Genomic DNA, 21,055 nt, shown 5'->3' on the forward strand with positions numbered 1-21,055 from the left:
CCTACTTTACTAATATGCTCATTCTTGGACTGAGCATTTGAGCCGGACTTTTCAGCGCCAGCGTTTTGGCTTTCTCATTGTAATCGATTGTCATTTGATCGTCAAAAAACACTTTTTGCGACGACTGGATATATAGCGGGATGCCGTTCGTTTCCAGCTGCTCACACTGTCCCGTTAATTCCTCTGTCACCCAAATGGTCGGTACACCGCTTACTGCGCAGCCGCATCCTTCAGCGTCATAACGGAGCTGCGCCTTTTTTCCCGGATTGGCGTCAAGCGCTTGCTGCAGTGCCTGTGCTGCTGCATCTGTCACATGAATGTTCATAAGGTGAAACCCCCGTTTTTTTCATTTTCGCTATTGTAGCACACCACGCGTCCGTTCGCATTGTTTCTGCCTTTTTTCCACCGCTTCGCTTTTTCTTCTGCAGCCTTGATCCAATCAGTTTTTCCCTGTATATACCGCTTGATATTGTCCGGATACTGGGCCGCCAGCTGTTTTTTGAGCGCGGCGTATTCCTTCGCTGTTTCCGGATGAGCTGTGAGATAATCTCTGAACACCAAATGCCTTTCAATAGCAGGATGCCCTTCCTCATAGATATGGACATGATGGGTACGCTTATTTCCGCCCTTTTGGAAATAGCGTCTGCCAATAATGCCGTTTTCTCCTTTTGGCGCATAGCCGAGCTCCGTCATTTTCGAATCATATTGGTTTACGGCCGCGATATCCTTTACTGCAATCAGGATATCAATGACCGGCTTTGCCGCCATATTTGGTATCGATGTGCTTCCGACATGATACACGTCAATGATCTCCGGGCCGAGCACAAGCTTCAGACGATCTTTTTCCTCACTGAACAGTCTTGCCCATTCTTCATTGTAGTGAGCGACTTCAACCTTTCTTTTCGGATAGAGATGAAAGACTGACAGAAAAAGCCCCTCTGACGCTTTGACGGTTTTCGTCTTTTCAAATCCTGCCTGCGTATACAGCGACACGGCCGGGCTGTTTTTCTCGGCTGTTACTACCTCGATTTTCTCAGCGTCTTCGTTCTGATCAATAACAAATTGCACGAGTGCTCGTCCGATGCCTTTTCTGAAACCGTCGGGATGCACAACAAGCCTGCAAATGGTCAGCTCATGCATAAACTTCTCGTATGAAATGACGCCGAGCAGTTTCCCGTTTTCCCGAAATCCCGCAAATCGCTCCTGAGAGGCTCTGATATCCTCAGCTTTTTCGTGTAAAGCAGGGATCCCGTCAAAACCGATAAGCTCCGCTTCTTTTACATAAGCTGGCTTTTGAACATCAATAATCTCACGTGATACAGCCTCTTCCTTATGCTGAAGAAATGCAATCATTTGTTTTCTCCTGAAAACAGCCGCTGCTTTTCGACTTTGGCGACGCGGACCGCATACGATTCATACCACACGCTTTTTCCTTTTTCTTTCGCTGCTTGGTGTTCGGTGTGATGCCTCCAATGATTGATTGCGTCCATACTCTCCCAATAGGAAACTGTAATGCCGGTTCCATCCGCTTCGCGAACGCTTTCCACACCTAAAAATCCGGGCTGGCTCGCCGCAAGCGAAGCCATCCGCTCTGCTGTTTCTCCATATGCTTCGTCATTTTCACTTTTGACAGAAGAAAAGATAACAGCATAATAAGGAGGCTCAGGTGTTTTTGACAAAAAATCCATAGCGGTTCCTCCTCATATGTTTTTCACAAAAAGAACCCTGTCTTGGCCCGGTCCATCGTAATTTGCAAATACTGAGATGCCATTTACTGTTTTGCTGCCTTTTTCAATCTCAAACCCAAGTCTTGTATGATACGCGATTGACACCTTATTTACCGGGGATGTGACGCACTTTACCCGGGTGCATCCCCTCTGCTTAACCGTTTCAATAAACACATCGTATAATTGTTTTCCAATTTGCATTTTTCTGAAATCCGGATGCACACCGGAAAAATGGATGTATGCCGTTACAGGATCTGATTGCGATTGAAATCCGATTAAAAATCCAGTCATGCTGTTTTGTTCATGTGTAATAAAGCTGGTGTCCTGAAAATGTTCAAAAAATAATCGCGGGAGTTTTTCTTTCAGCTGCCTGCCGCCCCACCATTCATTCATCACAGACGTTACCATTTCATAATCTGAAGACGTGATTGTTCGAATATCCATTACGATTTCTCCCTCCGTCTGGCAAAACGAATGTCTCTTTTTTCTCACAATATAAAAATTATATTTTGCCTGACTGGAATTGTAAATGCCTTCTTTTCTGTATCATACGTTTTCAGACTGCTGAGGGAACATGTTTGCTATTTTTCATACCTAGTTCTCCCCCTCCAGCCGCCGGGAGGGAGAACATTTACAGAAAAATATCAAGCACCTGATCAAGTCTTAGCTTACAGAGCTTGCCGGCGTCTCCTTTGATCCACACTGTCTTTTCAAACTCCTCATAGCGGCAGATTTTCCCGCTGCAGGTGACAATTTCGCCATCCTGAAAGCAGCTGACAGTGATATCCTGAGCAAATTCCATCGCAGTGCAAAGCGTTTGGTTCATCTCCTCCAGCTTATCCGAATCAAGGATCGGCTTTTGCGGCTTCTGTTTATGGCGTTTTCTCTCAAGCAGGCTTTGTTTATGTTCAGGCAGAAACATCCGGCTTCCTTCCCACAGCAGATTGCCTCTTTGTAAATGCTCATTCATTTATAATGCCCTCCTATTTTAGCCGCGCGTTCAAACGCCTGGCCTGCAGCTGTCAGTGAGGCCGCCCTGATGATCGCCGTGTCGCCGAACCGGCTTTTAATCCCGTCCATCACATAGCCGAGGCTCATCTTCTTTGCATAATCCTGAAATAAATTGAGCTGCCATACTTCATCAGATGAAAGCTGAGAGAGGTTAATCCCGAGGCGGCGGACAGGCTTCCCGTCCCAAAACTTGAGAAACAGTCTGCATACGGCCTGGTACACATCCTGCGTAGAATTGGTCGGTTCTGCCAGCTTCACTTGCCGGTTGAAGCCGGTCGGCAAATCAAAGTCAGCCCCCCTGCAGCTCACCGAAACCGTCTGCCCCATCATCCCGGCGTTTCGGCTTCGCCTGCATACCTCTTCACTTAGCTCCAGCAGAACGACTTTTATTTCTTTGTCAAAGTGTTCATAGTCTCTCGGGAGTGTCATTCCGTGGCCAATTGCTTTTTGTCCGTCCAGCGATGCCGTTGACACAGGAGAATAGTCGATTCCGTTCGCCGTCATCCACAGCACGTGTCCGTTAATGCCCCATTTCTTTTTTAAAAGCTCGAGTGGAAAAACCGCAAGCCCGCCGATCGTGCTAATGCCCATTCGATTTAAATGATGTTGCATCCGGCTTCCAACGCCAAACATACTCCCTACCGGAAGCGGCCACATCTCGGTTTTCATATTTTCTTTCGTTAATGTAAAAATACCGTTCTTATTCTTTTTGGCAAAATTGTCACACGCGATCTTGGCGAGCGCTTTATTAGGGCCGATTCCGACCCGGGCATAAATGCCGACCTCCCGCATGATTCTGTCTTGAATGCTTTTGGCAATTTCCTCGGGCGCCCCAAACAGCTTCTGGCTGCCTGTGATATCCATGAATTGCTCGTCAATGGAATAGGGCTCCACAAGATCTGTATATTCCTCTAAAATGGCGGTGATTTGCAGTGATACATCAATATACCGCTGCATCCGAGGCCGAAGCACAATCGCTTCAGGGCATTTTTCCTGCGCTTCCCACAGGCGTGAGGCATTGGCTACCCCTTTTTGTTTCGCCAGCGGGCATGCAGCCAATACAACTCCGCCCCTCCTTTCCGGATCACCCGAAACAATCACCGGCTGATTTTTCAAATGTGGATTTTCCGCTTTCTCTACAGATGCATAAAACGATTGCATGTCAACGAGAAAAATCACTTTTTCTTTCATCATACACACCTCTAAAAAGAACTTATGTTCGCTTCTGCTATTATATGCGAAAATACGTTCGGTTTATACTGGTAAATGATTCTTGTCTGACAGAAAATATGATGCAAGGGTTTGAGAGAAGGAAAACATTTAGTAGAATGAAAGCGAACCATAAAGATAGGAGAATCAAAATGGAGAAATTTGTCGAAAAAATGTTGGGACAGGCATTGCGCCAATACGGCCGAAATGTTGCCATTGATCCGTTAAGCCCGTATGAAAAACAAAGCCTGAAAGCTGCCTTAGAGGAAAGACAAAATGAAGATCCAGACGAGGACCTGCATGCGCATATAGAGGATATCATTTATGACTACGTCACAAACCAAGGGCTGTTTTCTTAGTGTCATGCACCTTCATTGTTGGAGAATTTTCGTATATTTGTTTTAGTATGGCCAGAAGGGACGCGGCTGATATCAAGGGGAAGCGCCCCTTCTCATATACGGACGCTCAAGCCCATCAGCATAAACTTTTATCTGATGCCCGGTCTCCCTCAGCATTTCAGGAATCCTGCCGATATGAGCAACAGTCTGATGATTCAACGTCTTTAAACGAAATCCGATTGATCTCCCGCATTCCTCATGCCTTTAAACTGGACAGGCGTTTCTGCTCAATGAGAATTACACTTTCATGGTCAGATATAAGCGCCAGACAAAAAAATCCGAGTACTTCAACCTCCACTTCAACGGCTAAACGCCATCATCAACGTGAAACTTGAACCATCAAAAACAAAGGTCATCCTGCGCGCACATAACAAACCCATATAAACCGGTAAGTAAAAATATTTAATCCTCCGTTGGATAAGGAAATTTTTTCATGTATGATAGAAAAAGATCTTACTAACAGGAGAGAACAATAAACATGAAGACATGGAAAGATATCCACCCAATCAGCTGGACAATTATTATCGGAACCATTTTCGGCAGAATGGCAACATCGATGAGCATTCCGTTTTTAGCGATTTATTTAACAGCTGTCCAAGGCGCATCAGCATCCTATGCGGGGCTTGTCATTGCGGCGAGCTCATCAGTCGGCATCATTGCAAGCTTTTATGGCGGATTTATCTCGGACAAATTCGGCAGAAAGAACATGATGCTTGTATCCATTTTCGGCTGGATGCTGGTGTTTGCAGGGTTTGCGGCCGCTTCTCACCTCTGGGTATTTTTTGTGGTAAATGCGTTAAACGGACTTTGTAAATCACTGTTTGAACCTGCATCAAAAGCTTTGCTGTCAGATATGACAGAAGAAAAAACAAGATTGCTGGTTTTTAATCTGCGGTATGCAGCCATTAATATCGGCGTTGTCTTCGGCCCTGTGCTCGGTCTGTACTTCGGTTCATCACAATCTACCACTCCTTTTTTGGTGCCTGCGGTGATTTATGGGATGTACGGTGTGATCCTTGCCATCCAATTTAAAAAGCATCCACCCGCGACATTAAAACAATCCAGAAATATGAACGTTCGGGAAGCGTTTATGGTAACGCAAAAGGATCGTCTTTTTACAGTTGCTCTTATCGGCATTACACTATCCATCTTCGGCTATTCGCAGTTCAGCTCTACATTTCCGCAATATATGGCACAAGATCCTTTTATCGAAGATGGGACAAAATTGTACGGCTTCATGCTGACATTAAACGCAATTGTTGTTTTGGCAACACAGTTTCCCATCGTCTACCTTGGTAAACGGTTTTCGCCGCTTTGCTCCCTGATGCTCGGCAATATCATGATCAGCGCCAGCATGATGATCCTTACCATGTCACACGGCGTTTCTTCACTTGTTATCATTGTGGTTGCATTTACAGTTGGAGAAGTGCTCTTATTCTGTATGATGGATTTGTTTGTAGACCAGATTGCAAAACCCGGATTAAAAGGAACGTATTTCGGAGCGATCGGCTTTTCGCAGTTTGGGAATGTGATTGGCCCTTGGGCAGGCGGCTTATGTATCGATATATTTGGCGCCGGGCATCCAAGTTCCATTTTTTCTGTCCTTAGCGGCATCACCCTGCTTGGCCTGCCGTTTTTAGCGTTTGCCTATCGGAGGATGAAAGCGGGAATCACTGAGCAGCAACCCGGACTGGGGAAGCCGCTTTAACACAAGAAGACGGGAGAGAATCGCTCTCTCCCGCAAAAACGAGGTGATGAAATATGAATATAGGTGATATCTTCTTTCAGCTGATCGTGTTTTTCATGATAGCCGCTGTTATCTCGGCGGCTATCATCGGCTCTAAATATGCGAAAAACCGCAAAGCACAGCTGGACCGAATTGAAAAAAAGCTTAACAGCATGTCCGAAGACCAAAACGATTAACCGCTTGGGGCAACGAGCTCTACCTTAATCCGGTCAGGGTCCTCACAATAGACTGCATAATGCCCGTCTCCCCCGGCAAAAGGATGTCGGTCTCGGTACAGCACACGATAGCCTTTTGCCATCAATTTTTCAGTCATCAGGTCGACTTGAAGCCTGGATTCAGCATGAAACGCGAGATGGTTCAGCCCGACACGGCACCTGTGATATTCCGGCTCTAGATATTCTTCTTTTACCTGAACAATCACAAGGTAAAAGTGATCTTTCTTCCAGCTGATGCCGGAACTCCATTTTTGAAACTCTTTATAGCCAAGCTCTGCTAAAAACCATCCCCAAAACCGCTTAGACGCTTCCAAGTCGGAGACATACAGCTCAATATGGTGCATCCTGATCACACCCTTCTCACTAACACTTCTTCTACCTTATGCCGGTCTCCCTTTCGCAATATTAAATCTGACCTGAATTTAGTCGGCAAAATATTTTCATATAAATTAGGGCGGTTGACACTCTCCCAAATCGAGGTTGCCATCTCGTCAGCCTCCTGGTCGGACAGGTCTTTAAATTTATGAAAATACGAGTCCGGATTTTGAAAGGCCGTTTCCCGGAGAAGGCGGAAACGCTCTAAATACCAGGTAAGAATCCGGCTTTCGTCCGCATCTACGTAAATTGAAAAATCAAAGAAATCGGAAACAAAGATGCGGGGATTTTCCCGGTCATCCTCCAAGGTCGGCGATTGAAGAACATTAATTCCTTCGATGATTACGATATCAGCCTGTTCTACAACCTCAAACACACCTTCCTCACGGTCATAGGTTAAATGAGAATAGACCGGGGCCTTTACTCTTTCTTTTCCTGACTTTACGTCATTCAAAAATTCGAGGAGCGCTTTCACATCATAGCTTTCAGGAAATCCTTTTCTTGACAGCAAGTTTTTCTTCTTCAGCTCAGCTGTAGGAAATAAAAAGCCGTCTGTCGTGATCAGGCTGACCTTGGGCCGATCCGGCAAACGTGAAAGCAGCTTCTGCAAAATCCGCGCTGTCGTGCTTTTCCCGACAGCGACACTGCCGGCAATACCAATGATAAACGGAATTTTGGCTGAATGAGGGTGCTTCAAGAAAACATTCACATGCTTATTTCGCTCGGCAGCGGACTTGACATGCAAATGAAGCAGACGAACAAGCGGAATATAGATCGTCTCCACTTCTTCTACGGATAAATGATCATTCAGCCCTTCAACAGCTTTTGCCTCTTCTTCAGAAACAGCAATCGACAAATGGCCTCCAAATCCTGACCAAGACTGCCGGCTGTGCTGTGTATATAAAGTATGTAAATTAAGCTCTTTATTTTTCACTGTTTACACCTGACTCTCTGTAGCTTTAAACAAACGCTTACAAAGATTGTAACGGAAAACATTCCTACTGTCTGCTTATTTTTTCAATTTATCTTTTTTAACAAGTCAGCACCGATTCGGTTATATGCAGCCATTTCTACTTTCGGAACCATACTGCCTCCCGTTCCCCAGACGACATGTACGGCATTTTTCATGCTGTGCCGCAGATCATTTTCAGACATGTAGTGTTTCCCGGTTTCCGCTAGAAACAGCTGAACAGGTCCGAACATGCCGGCAAGCGCAGACGGCTCTAAATGCTTATTTTCAGATAAAGCCAGCAAATGAAGCAAGGCATACAGCGTTTCGTCTTCGATAGTATAACAGCCGCTCAGCAAAGGTTCTATCAGATTGCCGACAAATCCTGACGGGCGCCCAACGGCAAGCCCGTCAGCAGCCGTTACATTATCCAAGCCGATATCCTGTACAGAGATCCGATCATGCAGGCCTGAATATAGACCTAAGAGCATAGACGGTGAATGGGTTGGCTCCCCGAAAAATACATGGACATGGTTTCCGTACAGGAGCTTCAGTCCAAATGCCACACCACCCGGCCCTCCGCCGACTCCGCAAGGCAAAAACACAAACAGCGGTGTTTCAGGACCAGGCTCGATATTCATAAAGCTGAGCTGCGTTTTTAAACGACTGGCCGCTGCCGCATATCCTAGGAACAGATGGCGGGAATGCTCATCATCAACAAAATAACAGAATGGGTCTTGTTCCGCCTGCCGCCGTCCTTCTTTAACCGCTTCACTGTAATCTGATTCGTACTCAATGACAGTGACACCCTTTTTGCAAAGTAAATCCTTCTTCCACTGTTTAGCGTCAGAGGACATATGCACCGTCACGCGAAAGCCTAGTTTGGCGCCAATGATGCCGATGCTTAAACCAAGATTTCCTGTTGAGCCGACAGCAATGGAATAGCGGGAGAAAAATGAAGTGAACCGCTCTTCGTGCAAGACGCGATAATCGTCTGTTTCCTTAAGCATTCCTTCTTGAAGCGCCAGCTCCTCCGCATGCTTCAGCACTTCATAAATACCGCCACGGGCTTTAATCGATCCAGAAATCGGAAGCTCATGATCGCACTTTAAAAGCCATCTCCCCGGAAACGTTTCGCCATACACTTCCTCCAGCTTCTTTTTCATATGGCTTATTTCAATAAGCGGCGATTCAATCATCCCTTCGGCGGCTTTTGTTTCCGGAAATGCCTCTGCAATATAAGGAGCAAAGCGCCGAAGTCTTTTGTCCGCCTCGTCTATCTCACATTTCCACTCAGCCGCTTGTAATGCCACCCCCTCTTTCTTGCCGGGATTAGCCCAGAATACCGGTCGGGCATCAATCAGTTTCTGAATAAATGGATCTTTTATCAGGTCACGCAGAGTTTCTTGATTTATTGACATCAGCGATTTCTCCTTCCTTTAACAACTATATCTCTTTATAAAAAACTGCCTGCAAACACACCAAAAGGCGTCTCACACAGGCAGTTCCATGCTTATTTTTTCATGAGCACCCGTCCAGCCAGCTTTTCCACAAGTGCTGGAAACATCTGATATAGCTTTGTTCCGGCATTCATCAAACGAGGAAGATTGATTTCACGTTTGTTCGTCATAATGGCAGACGTGATTTGTGCTGCCACATCATCTGGGTCAAGCATCCAGCGTCCGACATTTTTGACATAGTCTCCGCTTTTATCAGCGATAGAAAAAAAGTCAGTCTGAATCGGCCCTGGATTGACTGTCGTCACATAGACGCCCGTGCCCGCCAGTTCCATACGCAAAGCGTTTGAATAGCCGAGCACAGCATGTTTTGTCGCTGAATAAAGGCTGGATTTCGGCGTAGCAATTTTCCCTGCTTGAGAGGCAATATTAATGATATGTCCGCTTTTTTGCTCAAGCATATGCGGAAGAACAGCTTTTGTACAGGCAATCAGACCGAAAACATTGACATCAAACATTGATTTCATTTCATCTAGGGTCGAATCTAAAACCGTTTCAAAAATACCAAAGCCAGCATTATTGATCAGCACATCAACCGGACCGATCTGATCACGGACGAGGGTGATATCTTCAAGACGGGAGACATCCAGAGGAAAAATATCACACTGTCCGCTCCATTCCTCGGTCATTTTTCTTTTGATTTCCTTCAAACGATCCTCACGTCTTGCCGACAGCAAAACATGGGCTCCTTCAGCCGCACATAAATAAGCGATTCTTTCTCCAAGCCCTCCTGAAGCACCTGTAATCCAAATACGCTTGCCAGCTATATTTTTCACCCTGTTCACCTCTCTATTGCTCTAAAGTATGCGGTATTTCCATCCCAATATGACGTGATGCCTGCTTCGGCCGCCAATATATCAAGATGCCCAACCGTTTCTGACATCGTTAAAAACAACTCTTTTTCATAAACAGCAGGAAAGAGCTGCTGACAAACCTGAAAAGCGGTAAGCGGTTTTTCCGACAGCATGTGACGCACATCCTTGGTCCGGCTGCTCTGCTTGTCAAACCGCTTCTTGATCAGCGCTCGTACATTGCTAATCGTATCGCCATGACCGGGAAACACTGTGTTCGGGGCAAGTTCAGACAGCCTCCGCAGCGACCGCTGATAATCCAGTAAAGGCTCCGTTCTTTTTTCTCCCGTTTTTGGCGCTTCAAGAATCGGGTTAGACGAGCTGTTCGCCAGCAGCAAATCACCGCCAAGCATTCTTCCGGTCTTTTCATGAAAGAGAACAATATGCGACTCTGCATGTCCGGGCATCTCCAGAACAGTCCAGTCATCCATCCCGTCAATTTTTATCCCTTCCGTCACCGTTTGGGTCAAAGATCTTGTACAGGAAAATGCGTACGCCGACCGGATAAGCCTTTCTGCTTTCACATCATCAAATGGAACGCCTAACTCAGGCAGGAGCTTTTGAAAAAAATGTTTTTGCCACTCCATAAATGCCTTGTCTCTGCTGATATATGGTTCGTTAAACGGATGTCCAATCACTTTAATGTCATCAGAAAAAACATCAAGCAACCCTGCATGATCCGCGTGATGGTGAGTCAGCACGATCTGCTCAATATCTGACATTTCTATATGTACAGCGGCAAGCTGCTCTTTTAGGGCTGCAGCCGCCTCTTTGGTTTTCGGTCCACAATCGATCAGTGTCAGCGCATCACCTTTTACTAAGTAAACGATAACATCACCGACGGCAAACGGTGTCGGGACGCGAATCGGAATGATATCTGCAGTTGTCATTCTTTTGCTCCTTGTCTTCATTCATTACTCATATTTTAGCTTTTTCTCGGTCTTGTGTCATTATTGCCGTATGAGAACGGCCCTTTTTGAAAAAGCTATTGACATTAGCTTGTCCCCCATTGCATAATGAACAACAACTAAAATGAGAACCATTGGAACGCTATGACGAGAGGAATAGTATACAGGCAATGGCCAGAGAGAGCGATATCCCCAGGCTGAAAGGTATCGCGGCCCACTTGTTTGTAGAACCTGCCCTCAGAGCGGTTAGGAAAACCTAAACGTTTCCCGCGTTACGGGATTTGAGCTGAGCACAAGTTGTGCTAATGAGGGTGGTACCGCGAACCTTTTCGTCCTTTACGTGATGAAAAGGTTTTTTGTTGTTCTAATAGAAGGAGGATATCCATGAAAAAGATAGGATTTGTCGGCGCCGGGTCCATGGCTGAAGCTATGATCAACGGTTTTTTGCAAAGCGGCATTACAAAACCTGAAAATATTTATATCACAAACAGGTCAAATGAAGAGAGACTCAATGAATTAAAGGAAATGTACGGCGTGCGACCATGCAGGGATAAGAGCGAGTTTTTCACACAAACTGATATCGTCATTCTTGCTTTTAAGCCTAAGGATGCGGCAGAGAGCATTGACAGCATTCGTCCTTATATGAAGGATCAGCTTGTCATTTCTGTGCTTGCAGGCCTTACCATCGAAACCATTCAGCATTATTTCGGCAGAAAGCTTGCTGTCATACGGGTGATGCCGAATACTTCAGCTGCCATCAGAAAATCAGCAACCGGATTTTCCGTAAGCGCTGAAGCAAGCCAAGACGATATCACAGCGGCTAAAGCATTGCTAGAAACAATCGGTGACGCCACATTGGTTGAGGAGCAGCACCTTGATGCCGTTACGGCGATAGCAGGCAGCGGCCCCGCTTACCTGTATCGCTATATTGAAGCGATGGAAAAAGCGGCGAAAAAGGTCGGTTTAGATGAGGAAACGGCAAAAAAACTGATCCTGCAGACAATGGCAGGCGCGACAGATATGCTTCGCCAAAGCGGAAAACAGCCGGCGCAGCTGTGCAAGGAGATTACGAGCCCTGGGGGAACAACAGAGGCAGGCCTTCGCGCTTTAACGGAGGCCCGCTTTGAAGAAGCAATCATTCATTGTATTGAAGAAACGGCCAAACGAAGCGCTGAAATCAAAGAGCAATTTGCCGGAGCCGCTTTAGAAAAGCATTTTTAGAGAAAAACATAAGACAGAAGACAATGCGCTTTCTGTCTTCTTTATCCTAAGACTGGCTGGCAGCTTCTGATTGTTTTAATAATGCAGAGATTGTAAAGGAAAGCAAGTCGGGAAGCACCTCAAAGGAATAAGGCACATACAGTCGTTCCGTCCATTTATGCGGGTCTTTTCCAGACGGGCCGACATTTAATACCGGAACATACAGCGCCTCGTCTTCCCTGCTTGGAAGTGAGTATCCTCTGTTAAAGAGCGGCATATTGCTTGTGTATGCACCAACATCCTGTTTTTCCAGCTGAAGATAGCTTAAATCCGAGAGCCCTGGAAAATATTGAACCTCCCGTAAAGCAATGCCGTACCTATCAGCTGCATATTGAATGAGCTTGCCGGCAGTATTCTTGATTACCTGATCGTTTTTTGATGACACTGCCGGATAAAACGGAGGGCTATAAAAGAGAACAATGAGCGGCGCATCTTCCTTACACAGCGCAGCGAGCTCTGATACAATTTTAGTCGAAAAATCTCTGTCTCCAAGGTCTCCCCTGTTTGCATAGGTGAAATTCAGCACCCGTTCTGTTTCCGAGCTTCCGACACGACTTTTCGCACGTGCAAGAAGCTCATCAAACGTAAAAACAGTGACAGTTCGTTCAATTGGATGAAATGGCTCAAACTTCTGGAAATCACGTGTTTTCTGCTGAATATGATTTGTAATCTCCTCTGCCGCCTGCTCTGCGGTTTTTTTCAGCATGTCATGCAGCTCACTCGCGGAGCGCTGCATTGTCAGCACATTAAATAACGTAACGGCTGTATGCGGTGTTTGGACGGAATATGCCTCTTTCAAGTCCTTTTGCATTAAGTTTACCGGCGGCGGGGTGACTTCCCCGTCAGCCATTTCGCAGTAATTCACATTCAGCTCCAGCAGACGATTGATCTCAGAAACCATTAAATTTGCATTTAAACCGGAAAACGGCTCTCCGACATGCGTTTCTATCCCTTTGCAGAAAAATCCTGCGAGAACCTTGCCAATGCTGCCTGTATACACATATTGCCGCTGGTCGCCCGGAAATTTTTCAAACATCGGTTCGCTATTCAAACAAGTAGTGTATGTAAGATGATATTTATGCTTGATTTCCTTCAGTGCAGGAACGGCTTCGATCATTCCTCTTGAATTCACTTCCTCGTCAGGAACCGTAATCAAAAGGACATTCCCATCAAAATGACCATTCATTGCCCGCTCAAGCATCGACAGCTGAACAGTAAGCCCCGCTTTCATATCCATCGTGCCTCTTCCAAACAGCCAGTCGCCGCTTTCCGCGTCTGTTCTCACGCGTTCAGGAAGCAACTCTTTTTTCTCCAAAAAGGAGTTTAAAAGCTCAGCCGGCTTACAGGCCATATGCTTGAATTCGCCGTAGTCCTCTATGTCCACGACATCAAAATGGCTCAGCAATAGCACTGTCTGTTTGACATCTTTCTTTTTGACAAGCGCCGTCAGAAACGTTCTGCCGTCTTCCATTGGATGGAGTGTGACATGAGCAGGGTTATTTTGAAAATAAGGCTTGTCCTTTAAAAGATAATAAAGATATTCCGCAAGTGCGGCTTCCCCTTTCGAACCAGTGACACTTTCGTACTGGACAAGCGAAGTTAAAAGGGTAAGCAAATTATCCTTAGTCTGCCAATTCATCATTTCCGCCCTCCTATGTATAAAAACGCTTCGATTCTAAAAAATAACATGACTCCCTTTCTATTATACAGAAATGTTTGACAAAATCGGATCGTTTGAGCAGTTTATATGACGGGAAAGAAATGACTTGTTATAATCAACCTCTAAAAACCTTACGGGAGGCGAAAGAAATGGCCAGAAAATTATTCACACCTATGACGATTAAAGATGTAACGTTAAAAAACCGCATTGTGATGTCACCAATGTGCATGTACTCTTCTCACGAAAAGGACGGAAAGTTACAGCCGTTCCACATGGCTCACTACATAACACGCGCAGTCGGCCAGGTCGGGTTAATTATTGTGGAAGCATCAGCGGTTAATCCTCAAGGACGCATCACAGACCAAGATTTAGGGATATGGAGTGACGAGCATATCGAAGGTTTTGCAAAGCTGACTGAGCAGGTAAAAGCGCAAGGCTCAAAAATCGGAATTCAGCTTGCCCACGCAGGACGTAAAGCAGAGCTTGAAGGCGATATTTTCGCTCCGTCTGCGATTGCGTTTGACGAGCAATCCAGCACACCGGTTGAAATGACAACTGAAAAAGTGAAAGAGACCGTGCAGGAGTTCAAACAAGCAGCAGCCCGTGCAAAAGAAGCAGGCTTTGATGTGATTGAGATTCATGCGGCACACGGATACTTAATTCATGAATTTTTATCTCCGCTTTCTAACCATCGCACAGATGAATACGGCGGCTCACCAGAAAACCGATACCGTTTCTTAAGAGAAATCATTGATGAAGTCAATCAAGTGTGGGATGGTCCTTTATTTGTCCGTGTATCGGCTTCTGACTATACAGACAAAGGCTTAGACATCGCTGATCATATCGGTTTTGCAAAATGGATGAAGGAGCAGGGCGTTGACTTAATTGACTGCAGCTCAGGTGCCCTTGTTCATGCAGACATTAACGTATTCCCTGGCTATCAGGTCAGCTTTGCCGAGAAAATCCGCGAACAGGCTGATATGGCGACTGGTGCTGTCGGAATGATTACAAATGGTTCAATGGCTGAAGAAATTCTTCAAAATAACCGTGCAGACCTCATCTTTATCGGCAGAGAGCTATTACGCGATCCTTACTTTGCAAGAACTGCCGCAAAACAGCTCAATACAGATATTCAAGCCCCTGTTCAATACGAAAGAGGCTGGTAATCTTGAGATTCGAGATATCCGCGGCTCCGCCGCCGGATATCTCTTTTTTTATTTTTGGAGAAACGATCAGCTGACGTTCTCCGTCTCCCTAGTAGAACCAATTAGAGGAGATGACTCCAATGAATGCAGCATGGATCGAAAGGACCTATATGGTTGACGATTGTGAATTTCATACAAAACACCGAAAAGGATTTAGCGGTGTAACCATTGTTTTTGAAGCCGGCTACGGCACTTCTTCAGAGACATGGAAACCATTAACAGCGGACATTGATGGCGAATTTGGCATATTCACATATGATAGAGCGGGCATTGGGAAAAGCGGACAAAGCAAGGCAGAACGAACAGCCGACCAAAAGGTGAGAGAATTAGAAAGCTTGCTTAAGGCAGCAGGTATAAGACCGCCTTATCTGGTTGTTTCACATTCATACGGATCGGTTATCAGCAGTTTATGGGCCTGTAAAAACCGAGAGGATATTATCGGCATGGTGCTCCTTGATCCCGCTTTAGGAGATGACGGCACAGGCAGCTTTACATTTATTCCTGAAGAAATGCATACAGCATACAGAAAGCAGATGATGCTCGAGGAGACATATGCTGAATTTTTGAAAAGCCTGCAGCAAGTCAAACAGCAGCAAGTCCATTTAGGAAACATGCCCCTTATTGTCCTGTCATCAGGTGAACGCACTGAGAAATTCGCCTCTGCTGAAGCGGACTGGAGAAACCTGCATAGCAGCATTTTGTCCCTATCCGATCAAAGCGGCTGGATACAAGCAAAAAACAGCTCACATAACATTCATCATGATGAACCTCATATCGTCCATCTGGCGATTTATGATGTATGGTGTGCGGCCTGCCAGCAGGCAACCCCGCTGTACCAGGCAGTCAATTAAACAAAAAACCCGGCTAAAGCAGCCGGGTCTTTTATTACTTTGTTTCGCGATGAAGGGTATATTTTTTTAACCGCGGTGAGTATTTTTTCAGCTCTAAACGATCAGGATTTGTGCGTTTATTTTTGGTTGTGATGTAGTTTCTGTCCCCTGTTTCAGTGCAAGCCAAAGTAACATTTACTCTCATGTTTAACATCTCCTTATAAAGCGTAATGATTACGTTTTATTATACAGCTAAATAACAGATTGTCAAACACCTTCTCAGCCTCTTGGAACTTGTACCTCTAAGAAATCATAAGCCGTGATGCTGTTCGGAAAAACGGCTGCTGCTTCTTTCTGAAGCTCCAAAGAGGCCTCTCCCTGATATCTTGCGCTGATATGAGTTAAGATGAGCTGCTTCGCCCCAGCTTCTTTTGCTGTTACAGCTGCTTGTTCTGTTGTACTGTGAAAATAATCAAAAGCAAGCTTCACATCATCCTTAGAAAAGGTGGCTTCATGCACAAGCACATCACAGTCCCGCGCAAGCTCTTTTATCTTATCGCTCACTCTCGTATCCCCGGAAAACACGACAGCTCTCCCCTTTTTAGGAGGCTCCAAAAAATCCTCCCCATTTATGGTGCGTCCGTCTTCAAGCGTCACGATTTCACCTTTTTTTATTTTCGAATATACAGGTCCAGGCGGAATATTCATTTCCTTTAATAACGCCGCCTTTAAAGAACCAGGCACATCTTTTTCTTGTACGCGGTACCCAAAGGCCTCTACACCATGAATCGCGGATGCAGCTGTGACGATAAACTGGTCGTCCTCAAATACGGCTCCCTCTTCAATCTCTTGTATCACAAGCGGATATGTTAGGTGAGTTTTCGTGACGGCAAGACTTGTTTCAATAAAGGCCTTGATGCCTTTCGGTCCGTAAACCGTCAACTCGTCCTCACCGCCCTGAAAAGAACGGCTGCCAAGAAGCCCCGGAAGACCGTATACATGATCGCCGTGCATGTGAGTAATGAAGATTTTTTCTATTTTTCGAGGTTTAATTGATGTATGTAAAATTTGATGCTGTGTGGCTTCCCCGCAGTCAAACAGCCATACAGATCGCCTTTCTTCAAGCAGCTTTAATGCGATCGACGTCACGTTTCTAGACTTAGCGGGAATTCCGGCTCCCGTCCCTAAAAAAAGTAATTCCACATTTCCTTCCTCCTACTAGAACTAGTTACCTACAAGAATACAGGATCAGGCGTAAAATGTGAATCTCGCCTCTGATTTGGGCAAACCTTTCTTTCTAGAAATATTTTTGCGCCATTCTGCAAAAAAAGGGGCTTAAATGTTTGCTTTCGTTGAATTTTAGATTTAAAATGAAGGAAATATACGGGGTACTAAAATAAAGCTTCGAATAAAGTGAGGTACTTTTAGTGAAAACAAACCAACAACCAAAAGCAGTAATTGTCATATTCGGTGCAACGGGAGATTTGGCAAAACGAAAACTCTATCCGTCCATTCACCGTTTATATAAAAATGGACAAATCGGAGAAGAGTTTGCAGTTGTAGGAGTCGGAAGAAGACCTTGGTCCAATGAGGATCTTCGCCAAACCGTCAAAACATCTATTTCCTCAGCTGCTGATAAACATATAGATGACTTCACGTCTCATTTCTATTATCACCCGTTTGACGTGACAAACCCTGGTTCTTATCAAGAGCTTAACGTATTGCTCAACCAGCTGGAAGATACATATCAAATCCCGAACAACAGAATGTTCTACTTGGCAATGGCCCCAGAATTCTTTGGAACAATTGCAAAGACATTAAAATCAGAAGGTGTTACAGCAACTACAGGCTGGTCCCGCCTTGTGATTGAAAAGCCGTTTGGCCATGACTTGCCAAGCGCGCAAGCATTAAATCAAGAAATTCGTGAAGCATTTACAGAAGATCAAATTTATAGAATCGATCACTATTTAGGAAAACAAATGGTGCAGAATATTGAGGTCATTCGATTTGCCAATGCGATTTTCGAACCGCTATGGACAAATCGCTACATCTCAAATATCCAAATCACATCAAGCGAATCACTTGGTGTTGAAGACCGTGCTAGATATTACGAAAAATCAGGCGCCCTTCGCGACATGGTCCAAAACCATATTATGCAAATGGTTGCGCTTCTCGCAATGGAGCCGCCGATTAAACTGAACACAGAAGAAATTCGCAGCGAAAAAGTGAAGGTGCTGAGAGCCCTCCGCCCTATTGCAAAAGACGAAGTGGATGAGTATTTTGTGCGCGGACAATATCAAGCCGGTGAAATTGACGGTCTGCCAGTCCCTGCTTATACAGATGAAGATAACGTCGCTCCTGACTCAAATACAGAAACCTTTGTTTCTGGAAAGCTTCTGATCGACAACTTCAGATGGGCTGGTGTTCCATTCTACATTCGTACCGGAAAACGAATGAAAGAAAAGTCTACAAAAATTGTCGTTCAATTTAAGGACATTCCGATGAACCTGTACTACGGCAATGAAAACAACATGAATCCGAACTTACTCGTCATTCATATTCAGCCTGACGAAGGCATTACACTGTACTTAAACGCTAAAAAACTCGGAGGAGCAGCACACGCGCAGCCAATCAAATTGGATTACTGCAGCAATTGCAATGATGAACTGAACACTCCTGAAGCATATGAAAAATTGATTCACGACTGTCTTCTTGGCGATGCGACGAACTTCGCACACTGGGATGAAGTGGCCCTTTCTTGGAGCTTTGTCGATTCCATTTCTGAAACATGGGCAGCCAACAAAACCCTATCGCCAAACTACGAAGCAGGTTCTATGGGTCCAAAAGAATCAGATGATCTTTTGGCGAAAGACGGCTTGCATTGGTGGAATATATAAAGAAAAAGGCTGAAAGTGCTTATAAAGCATTTTCAGCCTTTTATTGATGTATTTAACTCTCTGCCTCTAAGCGGCTCAAAAAGACAATTGATTTTCTCTCTGTCGTAATCTAATATCCAACTGTTATATGTTTCATACATATCCCGTATTGTTTCAGCTGCAGCAGCTAAAATATCGCAGCCTCGATCATCATAAAGATGAAAAATGGTTCTCTTTTTTATATTGATAAAGTAAATATCTTGAGAAATGCTTGGTTTTATCCCCATATCTTGATTACATATCGCTCTCAGCATTGGAATATATCTTACATCACCAACTTTACACCTCAGAAAAAATCTATGCGTTTTATCATCATCATCAGAACAAGTATAAGAGACAGCAATGTGCTGCAGTTTTTTCAACACAGCTTTTTCTCGAATGTACCGTGAGAAAATATGTAATTTGCTCTTATATCTCCTTCCCCCTCCAAAACCAACAGCATCAGCTATAACAAATATATCATCATCATCGGCATGTAGAGACTTAAATAAAGTGACAGCTCTCTTGTATGCGTTATCTATATAAGGGTTGTGTAGATAAGCAGCATTCACATTATATCCTACGCCTATTTCAAACCGGATGCCGATCTGCCAGTTATAAAACAAAGGAGGTGTAAGTTGTAAACCAGGAAAATTTTCAAGTACATACTCATTTACAGGCAAAACATACATCCTTTCGTTCCCCGCACTCTATTTCAAAAAAATCCCGCAGCTGTCAGGCTACGGGATTTTTCACATTATTATTTCATCCATTCCGTATGGAAGACACCGTCTTTGTCTGTGCGCTCATAAGTATGGGCGCCGAAGTAGTCACGCTGCGCTTGGATCAAGTTTGCAGGCAGCACGGCTGTGCGATAGCTGTCATAATAAGCTAGTGCGCTTGAGAATGAAGGTACTGGCACACCTTGGGCAACAGCAAGTGAAATCACTTGGCGAAGCGCTCCTTGGTAGCTTTCTGCAATGTTCTTGAAGTGGCTGTCAAGCAGCAGGTTGTCAAGCTCAGGATCACGGTCGTAAGCTTCTTTGATTTTCTGCAGGAATGCCGCACGGATGATACAGCCGCCGCGGAAGATCATAGCGATTTCACCGTAATTGAGATCCCAGTTGTATTCTTCAGAAGCAGCTTTCATTTGGGCAAATCCTTGGGCGTAAGAACAGATTTTGCTCATGAACAACGCTTTTCTGACGGCTTCGATCAGTTCTTCTCTATTTTCTGTAACAGGCTTCACTTCAGGTCCTGAAAGAAGGTTGCTTGCTTTCACACGCTCATCCTTCATCGCTGAAATAAAACGTGCGAATACAGATTCAGTGATAATTGGAAGCGGAACACCTAAGTCAAGTGCACTTTGGCTTGTCCATTTTCCTGTTCCTTTTTGACCCGCTTTATCAAGAATCACGTCAACAAGCGGTTTGCCTGTTTCTTCATCTTTTTTCGTGAAGATATCAGCAGTAATCTCGATCAGGTAGCTGTCAAGCTCGCCTTTATTCCATTCAGCAAATACTTCATGAAGCTCATCAGCTGAAAGGCCAAGTACTTGTTTCAGGATGAAATAAGATTCAGAGATCAGCTGCATATCGCCGTATTCAATACCGTTATGCACCATTTTTACATAATGGCCGGCACCGTCCGGACCGATATATGTCGTACACGCTTCACCATCAACTTTTGCAGAAATTGCTTCAAGAATCGGCTTCACAAGTTCATGAGCTTCTTTTTGTCCGCCAGGCATGATAGAAGGCCCTTTAAGAGCTCCTTCTTCTCCGCCTGAAACGCCTGTGCCGATAAAATGAATGCCGCTTTCAGCAAGCTCTTTGTTTCGGCGCTGTGTATCTTTATAGTATGTATTTCCGCCGTCAATTAAAATATCGTCCTTCTCTAAGTGAGGAAGAAGAGATTGAATTGTCGCATCTGTAGCAGTTCCCGCTTTAACCATTAACAAAATTTTGCGCGGTGTTTCCAAGGATTGAACAAATTCTTCAATGCTGTAGGTGCCGACAACGTTTTTGCCTTCAGCCTCCTGCAAAAATTCCTCGGTTTTGCTGCTTGATCTGTTGTAAACAGAAACAGAAAATCCTCGGCTTTCAATATTTAAAGCCAGATTTTTACCCATTACCGCAAGTCCGATAACTCCGATTTGTTGTTTTGACATATTCTAACGTCCCTTCTGAAAACGTTTAACCATTTTAAAATTTACATTAAAATAAAATGATATTTATACTATTGAAATTACCATACTTCACCCCCTTATTTCAAGACA

22 protein-coding genes and 1 pseudogene are annotated in these 21,055 nt (G+C 44.8%); 7 read left to right on the forward strand and 16 right to left on the reverse strand.

The window, feature by feature from the left end:
- Position 1: 1 nt before the first annotated feature.
- From HC660_RS11745 to HC660_RS11770, 6 genes and pseudogenes are all read right to left on the reverse strand, one after another.
- Entirely contained in the window at positions 2–325 is a 324-nt protein-coding gene (locus HC660_RS11745) for an iron-sulfur cluster biosynthesis family protein (RefSeq protein WP_010334823.1), read from the reverse strand.
- On the reverse strand, positions 322–1,353 hold the full coding sequence (locus HC660_RS11750; RefSeq protein ID WP_168748171.1) for a bifunctional GNAT family N-acetyltransferase/GrpB family protein: 1,032 nt from the start codon (positions 1,351–1,353) through the stop codon (positions 322–324). The genes HC660_RS11745 and HC660_RS11750 overlap by 4 nt, the downstream gene beginning before the upstream one ends.
- Positions 1,331–1,688 (reverse strand): annotated as a pseudogene (locus HC660_RS11755) (antibiotic biosynthesis monooxygenase family protein). The gene HC660_RS11750 and the pseudogene HC660_RS11755 overlap by 23 nt, the downstream one beginning before the upstream one ends.
- Before the next feature lie 12 nt (positions 1,689–1,700).
- Positions 1,701–2,171 carry a GNAT family N-acetyltransferase gene (locus HC660_RS11760; RefSeq protein WP_010334826.1) on the reverse strand — a complete coding sequence of 157 codons (471 nt, stop codon included), beginning with the start codon at positions 2,169–2,171 and terminating at the stop codon, positions 1,701–1,703.
- A 187-nt stretch (positions 2,172–2,358) separates the two neighbouring features.
- The gene (locus tag HC660_RS11765) at positions 2,359–2,697 is read right to left on the reverse strand and encodes a YolD-like family protein (protein WP_168748173.1); all 339 of its coding nucleotides are present in this window, start codon (positions 2,695–2,697) and stop codon (positions 2,359–2,361) included.
- Positions 2,694–3,932, reverse strand: a complete 1,239-nt coding sequence (locus HC660_RS11770; protein WP_168748174.1) for a DNA polymerase IV — start codon at positions 3,930–3,932, stop codon at positions 2,694–2,696. The genes HC660_RS11765 and HC660_RS11770 overlap by 4 nt, the downstream gene beginning before the upstream one ends.
- 167 nt (positions 3,933–4,099) lie before the next feature.
- On the opposite strand from HC660_RS11770, the gene HC660_RS11775 reads away from it, so the two are divergent.
- The 3 genes from HC660_RS11775 (at position 4,100) to HC660_RS11785 (ending at position 6,268) form a co-directional block, all read left to right on the forward strand.
- Positions 4,100–4,306, forward strand: a complete 207-nt coding sequence (locus tag HC660_RS11775; protein WP_010334838.1) for a YqzH family protein — start codon at positions 4,100–4,102, stop codon at positions 4,304–4,306.
- A 517-nt stretch (positions 4,307–4,823) separates the two neighbouring features.
- On the forward strand, positions 4,824–6,053 hold the full coding sequence (locus tag HC660_RS11780; RefSeq protein ID WP_168748175.1) for an MDR family MFS transporter: 1,230 nt from the start codon (positions 4,824–4,826) through the stop codon (positions 6,051–6,053).
- A gap of 53 nt (positions 6,054–6,106) precedes the next feature.
- On the forward strand, positions 6,107–6,268 hold the full coding sequence (locus HC660_RS11785; RefSeq protein ID WP_010334834.1) for a hypothetical protein: 162 nt from the start codon (positions 6,107–6,109) through the stop codon (positions 6,266–6,268).
- On the opposite strand, the gene HC660_RS11790 is transcribed toward HC660_RS11785, so the two are convergent.
- The 5 genes from HC660_RS11790 to HC660_RS11810 form a co-directional block, all read right to left on the reverse strand.
- Complete coding sequence (locus tag HC660_RS11790) at positions 6,265–6,651, reverse strand: VOC family protein (protein WP_151175208.1); 387 nt, start codon at positions 6,649–6,651, stop codon at positions 6,265–6,267. The genes HC660_RS11785 and HC660_RS11790 overlap by 4 nt on opposite strands.
- Positions 6,652–6,656: 5 nt before the next feature.
- Positions 6,657–7,616 carry a type I pantothenate kinase gene (gene coaA, locus HC660_RS11795; protein ID WP_024121956.1) on the reverse strand — a complete coding sequence of 320 codons (960 nt, stop codon included), beginning with the start codon at positions 7,614–7,616 and terminating at the stop codon, positions 6,657–6,659.
- Positions 7,617–7,699: 83 nt separating this feature from the next.
- Positions 7,700–9,052 (reverse strand): D-serine ammonia-lyase, encoded by a 1,353-nt coding sequence (gene dsdA / locus HC660_RS11800; protein ID WP_168748176.1) that lies wholly within the window; start codon positions 9,050–9,052, stop codon positions 7,700–7,702.
- Positions 9,053–9,144: 92 nt separating this feature from the next.
- Positions 9,145–9,924: an SDR family NAD(P)-dependent oxidoreductase gene (locus tag HC660_RS11805; protein ID WP_010334830.1), complete on the reverse strand. Its 780-nt coding sequence runs from the start codon at positions 9,922–9,924 to the stop codon at positions 9,145–9,147.
- A gap of 5 nt (positions 9,925–9,929) precedes the next feature.
- On the reverse strand, positions 9,930–10,889 hold the full coding sequence (locus HC660_RS11810; protein ID WP_168748177.1) for an MBL fold metallo-hydrolase: 960 nt from the start codon (positions 10,887–10,889) through the stop codon (positions 9,930–9,932).
- A gap of 402 nt (positions 10,890–11,291) precedes the next feature.
- Here HC660_RS11810 and proC point away from each other — a divergent pair, with 402 nt between their 5' ends.
- Complete coding sequence (gene proC / locus HC660_RS11815; RefSeq protein WP_168748178.1) at positions 11,292–12,128, forward strand: pyrroline-5-carboxylate reductase; 837 nt, start codon at positions 11,292–11,294, stop codon at positions 12,126–12,128.
- A gap of 46 nt (positions 12,129–12,174) precedes the next feature.
- On the opposite strand, the gene HC660_RS11820 is transcribed toward proC, so the two are convergent.
- A complete protein-coding gene (locus HC660_RS11820) occupies positions 12,175–13,806 on the reverse strand; it encodes a M20/M25/M40 family metallo-hydrolase (RefSeq protein ID WP_168748179.1) in 1,632 nt (543 codons plus the stop codon).
- Positions 13,807–13,976: 170 nt separating this feature from the next.
- On the opposite strand from HC660_RS11820, the gene namA reads away from it, so the two are divergent.
- Both namA and HC660_RS11830 read left to right on the forward strand, forming a co-directional pair.
- Positions 13,977–14,993, forward strand: coding sequence for an NADPH dehydrogenase NamA (gene namA, locus HC660_RS11825; protein ID WP_168748180.1), 1,017 nt, complete (start codon positions 13,977–13,979; stop codon positions 14,991–14,993).
- Positions 14,994–15,112: 119 nt separating this feature from the next.
- Positions 15,113–15,883, forward strand: coding sequence for an alpha/beta fold hydrolase (locus tag HC660_RS11830; protein WP_168748181.1), 771 nt, complete (start codon positions 15,113–15,115; stop codon positions 15,881–15,883).
- A gap of 34 nt (positions 15,884–15,917) precedes the next feature.
- Here the strand turns inward: HC660_RS11830 and rpmG are convergent, their stop codons facing one another.
- Positions 15,918–16,067 carry a 50S ribosomal protein L33 gene (gene rpmG, locus HC660_RS11835; RefSeq protein WP_003226511.1) on the reverse strand — a complete coding sequence of 50 codons (150 nt, stop codon included), beginning with the start codon at positions 16,065–16,067 and terminating at the stop codon, positions 15,918–15,920.
- A 74-nt stretch (positions 16,068–16,141) separates the two neighbouring features.
- Positions 16,142–17,065 (reverse strand): ribonuclease Z, encoded by a 924-nt coding sequence (rnz, locus tag HC660_RS11840; protein ID WP_168748182.1) that lies wholly within the window; start codon positions 17,063–17,065, stop codon positions 16,142–16,144.
- 224 nt (positions 17,066–17,289) lie between these two features.
- Between rnz and zwf the strand changes: the two genes are divergently transcribed.
- Entirely contained in the window at positions 17,290–18,759 is a 1,470-nt protein-coding gene (zwf, locus tag HC660_RS11845; protein ID WP_010334843.1) for a glucose-6-phosphate dehydrogenase, read from the forward strand.
- Between the two features lie 32 nt (positions 18,760–18,791).
- Here zwf and HC660_RS11850 read toward each other — a convergent pair whose 3' ends face one another.
- Both HC660_RS11850 and gndA read right to left on the reverse strand, forming a co-directional pair.
- On the reverse strand, positions 18,792–19,469 hold the full coding sequence (locus HC660_RS11850) for a DUF3885 domain-containing protein (RefSeq protein ID WP_168748183.1): 678 nt from the start codon (positions 19,467–19,469) through the stop codon (positions 18,792–18,794).
- A 68-nt stretch (positions 19,470–19,537) separates the two neighbouring features.
- Positions 19,538–20,947, reverse strand: coding sequence for an NADP-dependent phosphogluconate dehydrogenase (gndA, locus tag HC660_RS11855; RefSeq protein WP_010334845.1), 1,410 nt, complete (start codon positions 20,945–20,947; stop codon positions 19,538–19,540).
- Positions 20,948–21,055 lie beyond the last annotated feature (108 nt).

The organism is Bacillus mojavensis (assembly GCF_012648005.1).
GTDB lineage: Bacteria > Bacillota > Bacilli > Bacillales > Bacillaceae > Bacillus > Bacillus mojavensis.

Coding starts and splice junctions, on each gene's coding strand:
- HC660_RS11780 (WP_168748175.1), top strand. CDS start 4,824: ATGAAGACATGGAAAGATATCCACCCAATCAGCTGGACAATTATTATC.
- HC660_RS11785 (WP_010334834.1), top strand. CDS start 6,107: ATGAATATAGGTGATATCTTCTTTCAGCTGATCGTGTTTTTCATGATA.
- dsdA (WP_168748176.1), bottom strand. CDS start 9,052: ATGTCAATAAATCAAGAAACTCTGCGTGACCTGATAAAAGATCCATTT.
- HC660_RS11830 (WP_168748181.1), top strand. CDS start 15,113: ATGAATGCAGCATGGATCGAAAGGACCTATATGGTTGACGATTGTGAA.
- HC660_RS11765 (WP_168748173.1), bottom strand. CDS start 2,697: ATGAATGAGCATTTACAAAGAGGCAATCTGCTGTGGGAAGGAAGCCGG.
- HC660_RS11850 (WP_168748183.1), bottom strand. CDS start 19,469: ATGTATGTTTTGCCTGTAAATGAGTATGTACTTGAAAATTTTCCTGGT.
- rpmG (WP_003226511.1), bottom strand. CDS start 16,067: ATGAGAGTAAATGTTACTTTGGCTTGCACTGAAACAGGGGACAGAAAC.
- HC660_RS11770 (WP_168748174.1), bottom strand. CDS start 3,932: ATGATGAAAGAAAAAGTGATTTTTCTCGTTGACATGCAATCGTTTTAT.
- proC (WP_168748178.1), top strand. CDS start 11,292: ATGAAAAAGATAGGATTTGTCGGCGCCGGGTCCATGGCTGAAGCTATG.
- HC660_RS11810 (WP_168748177.1), bottom strand. CDS start 10,889: ATGACAACTGCAGATATCATTCCGATTCGCGTCCCGACACCGTTTGCC.
- HC660_RS11820 (WP_168748179.1), bottom strand. CDS start 13,806: ATGAATTGGCAGACTAAGGATAATTTGCTTACCCTTTTAACTTCGCTT.
- HC660_RS11745 (WP_010334823.1), bottom strand. CDS start 325: ATGAACATTCATGTGACAGATGCAGCAGCACAGGCACTGCAGCAAGCG.
- HC660_RS11775 (WP_010334838.1), top strand. CDS start 4,100: ATGGAGAAATTTGTCGAAAAAATGTTGGGACAGGCATTGCGCCAATAC.
- HC660_RS11790 (WP_151175208.1), bottom strand. CDS start 6,651: ATGCACCATATTGAGCTGTATGTCTCCGACTTGGAAGCGTCTAAGCGG.
- HC660_RS11760 (WP_010334826.1), bottom strand. CDS start 2,171: ATGGATATTCGAACAATCACGTCTTCAGATTATGAAATGGTAACGTCT.
- namA (WP_168748180.1), top strand. CDS start 13,977: ATGGCCAGAAAATTATTCACACCTATGACGATTAAAGATGTAACGTTA.
- HC660_RS11750 (WP_168748171.1), bottom strand. CDS start 1,353: ATGATTGCATTTCTTCAGCATAAGGAAGAGGCTGTATCACGTGAGATT.
- gndA (WP_010334845.1), bottom strand. CDS start 20,947: ATGTCAAAACAACAAATCGGAGTTATCGGACTTGCGGTAATGGGTAAA.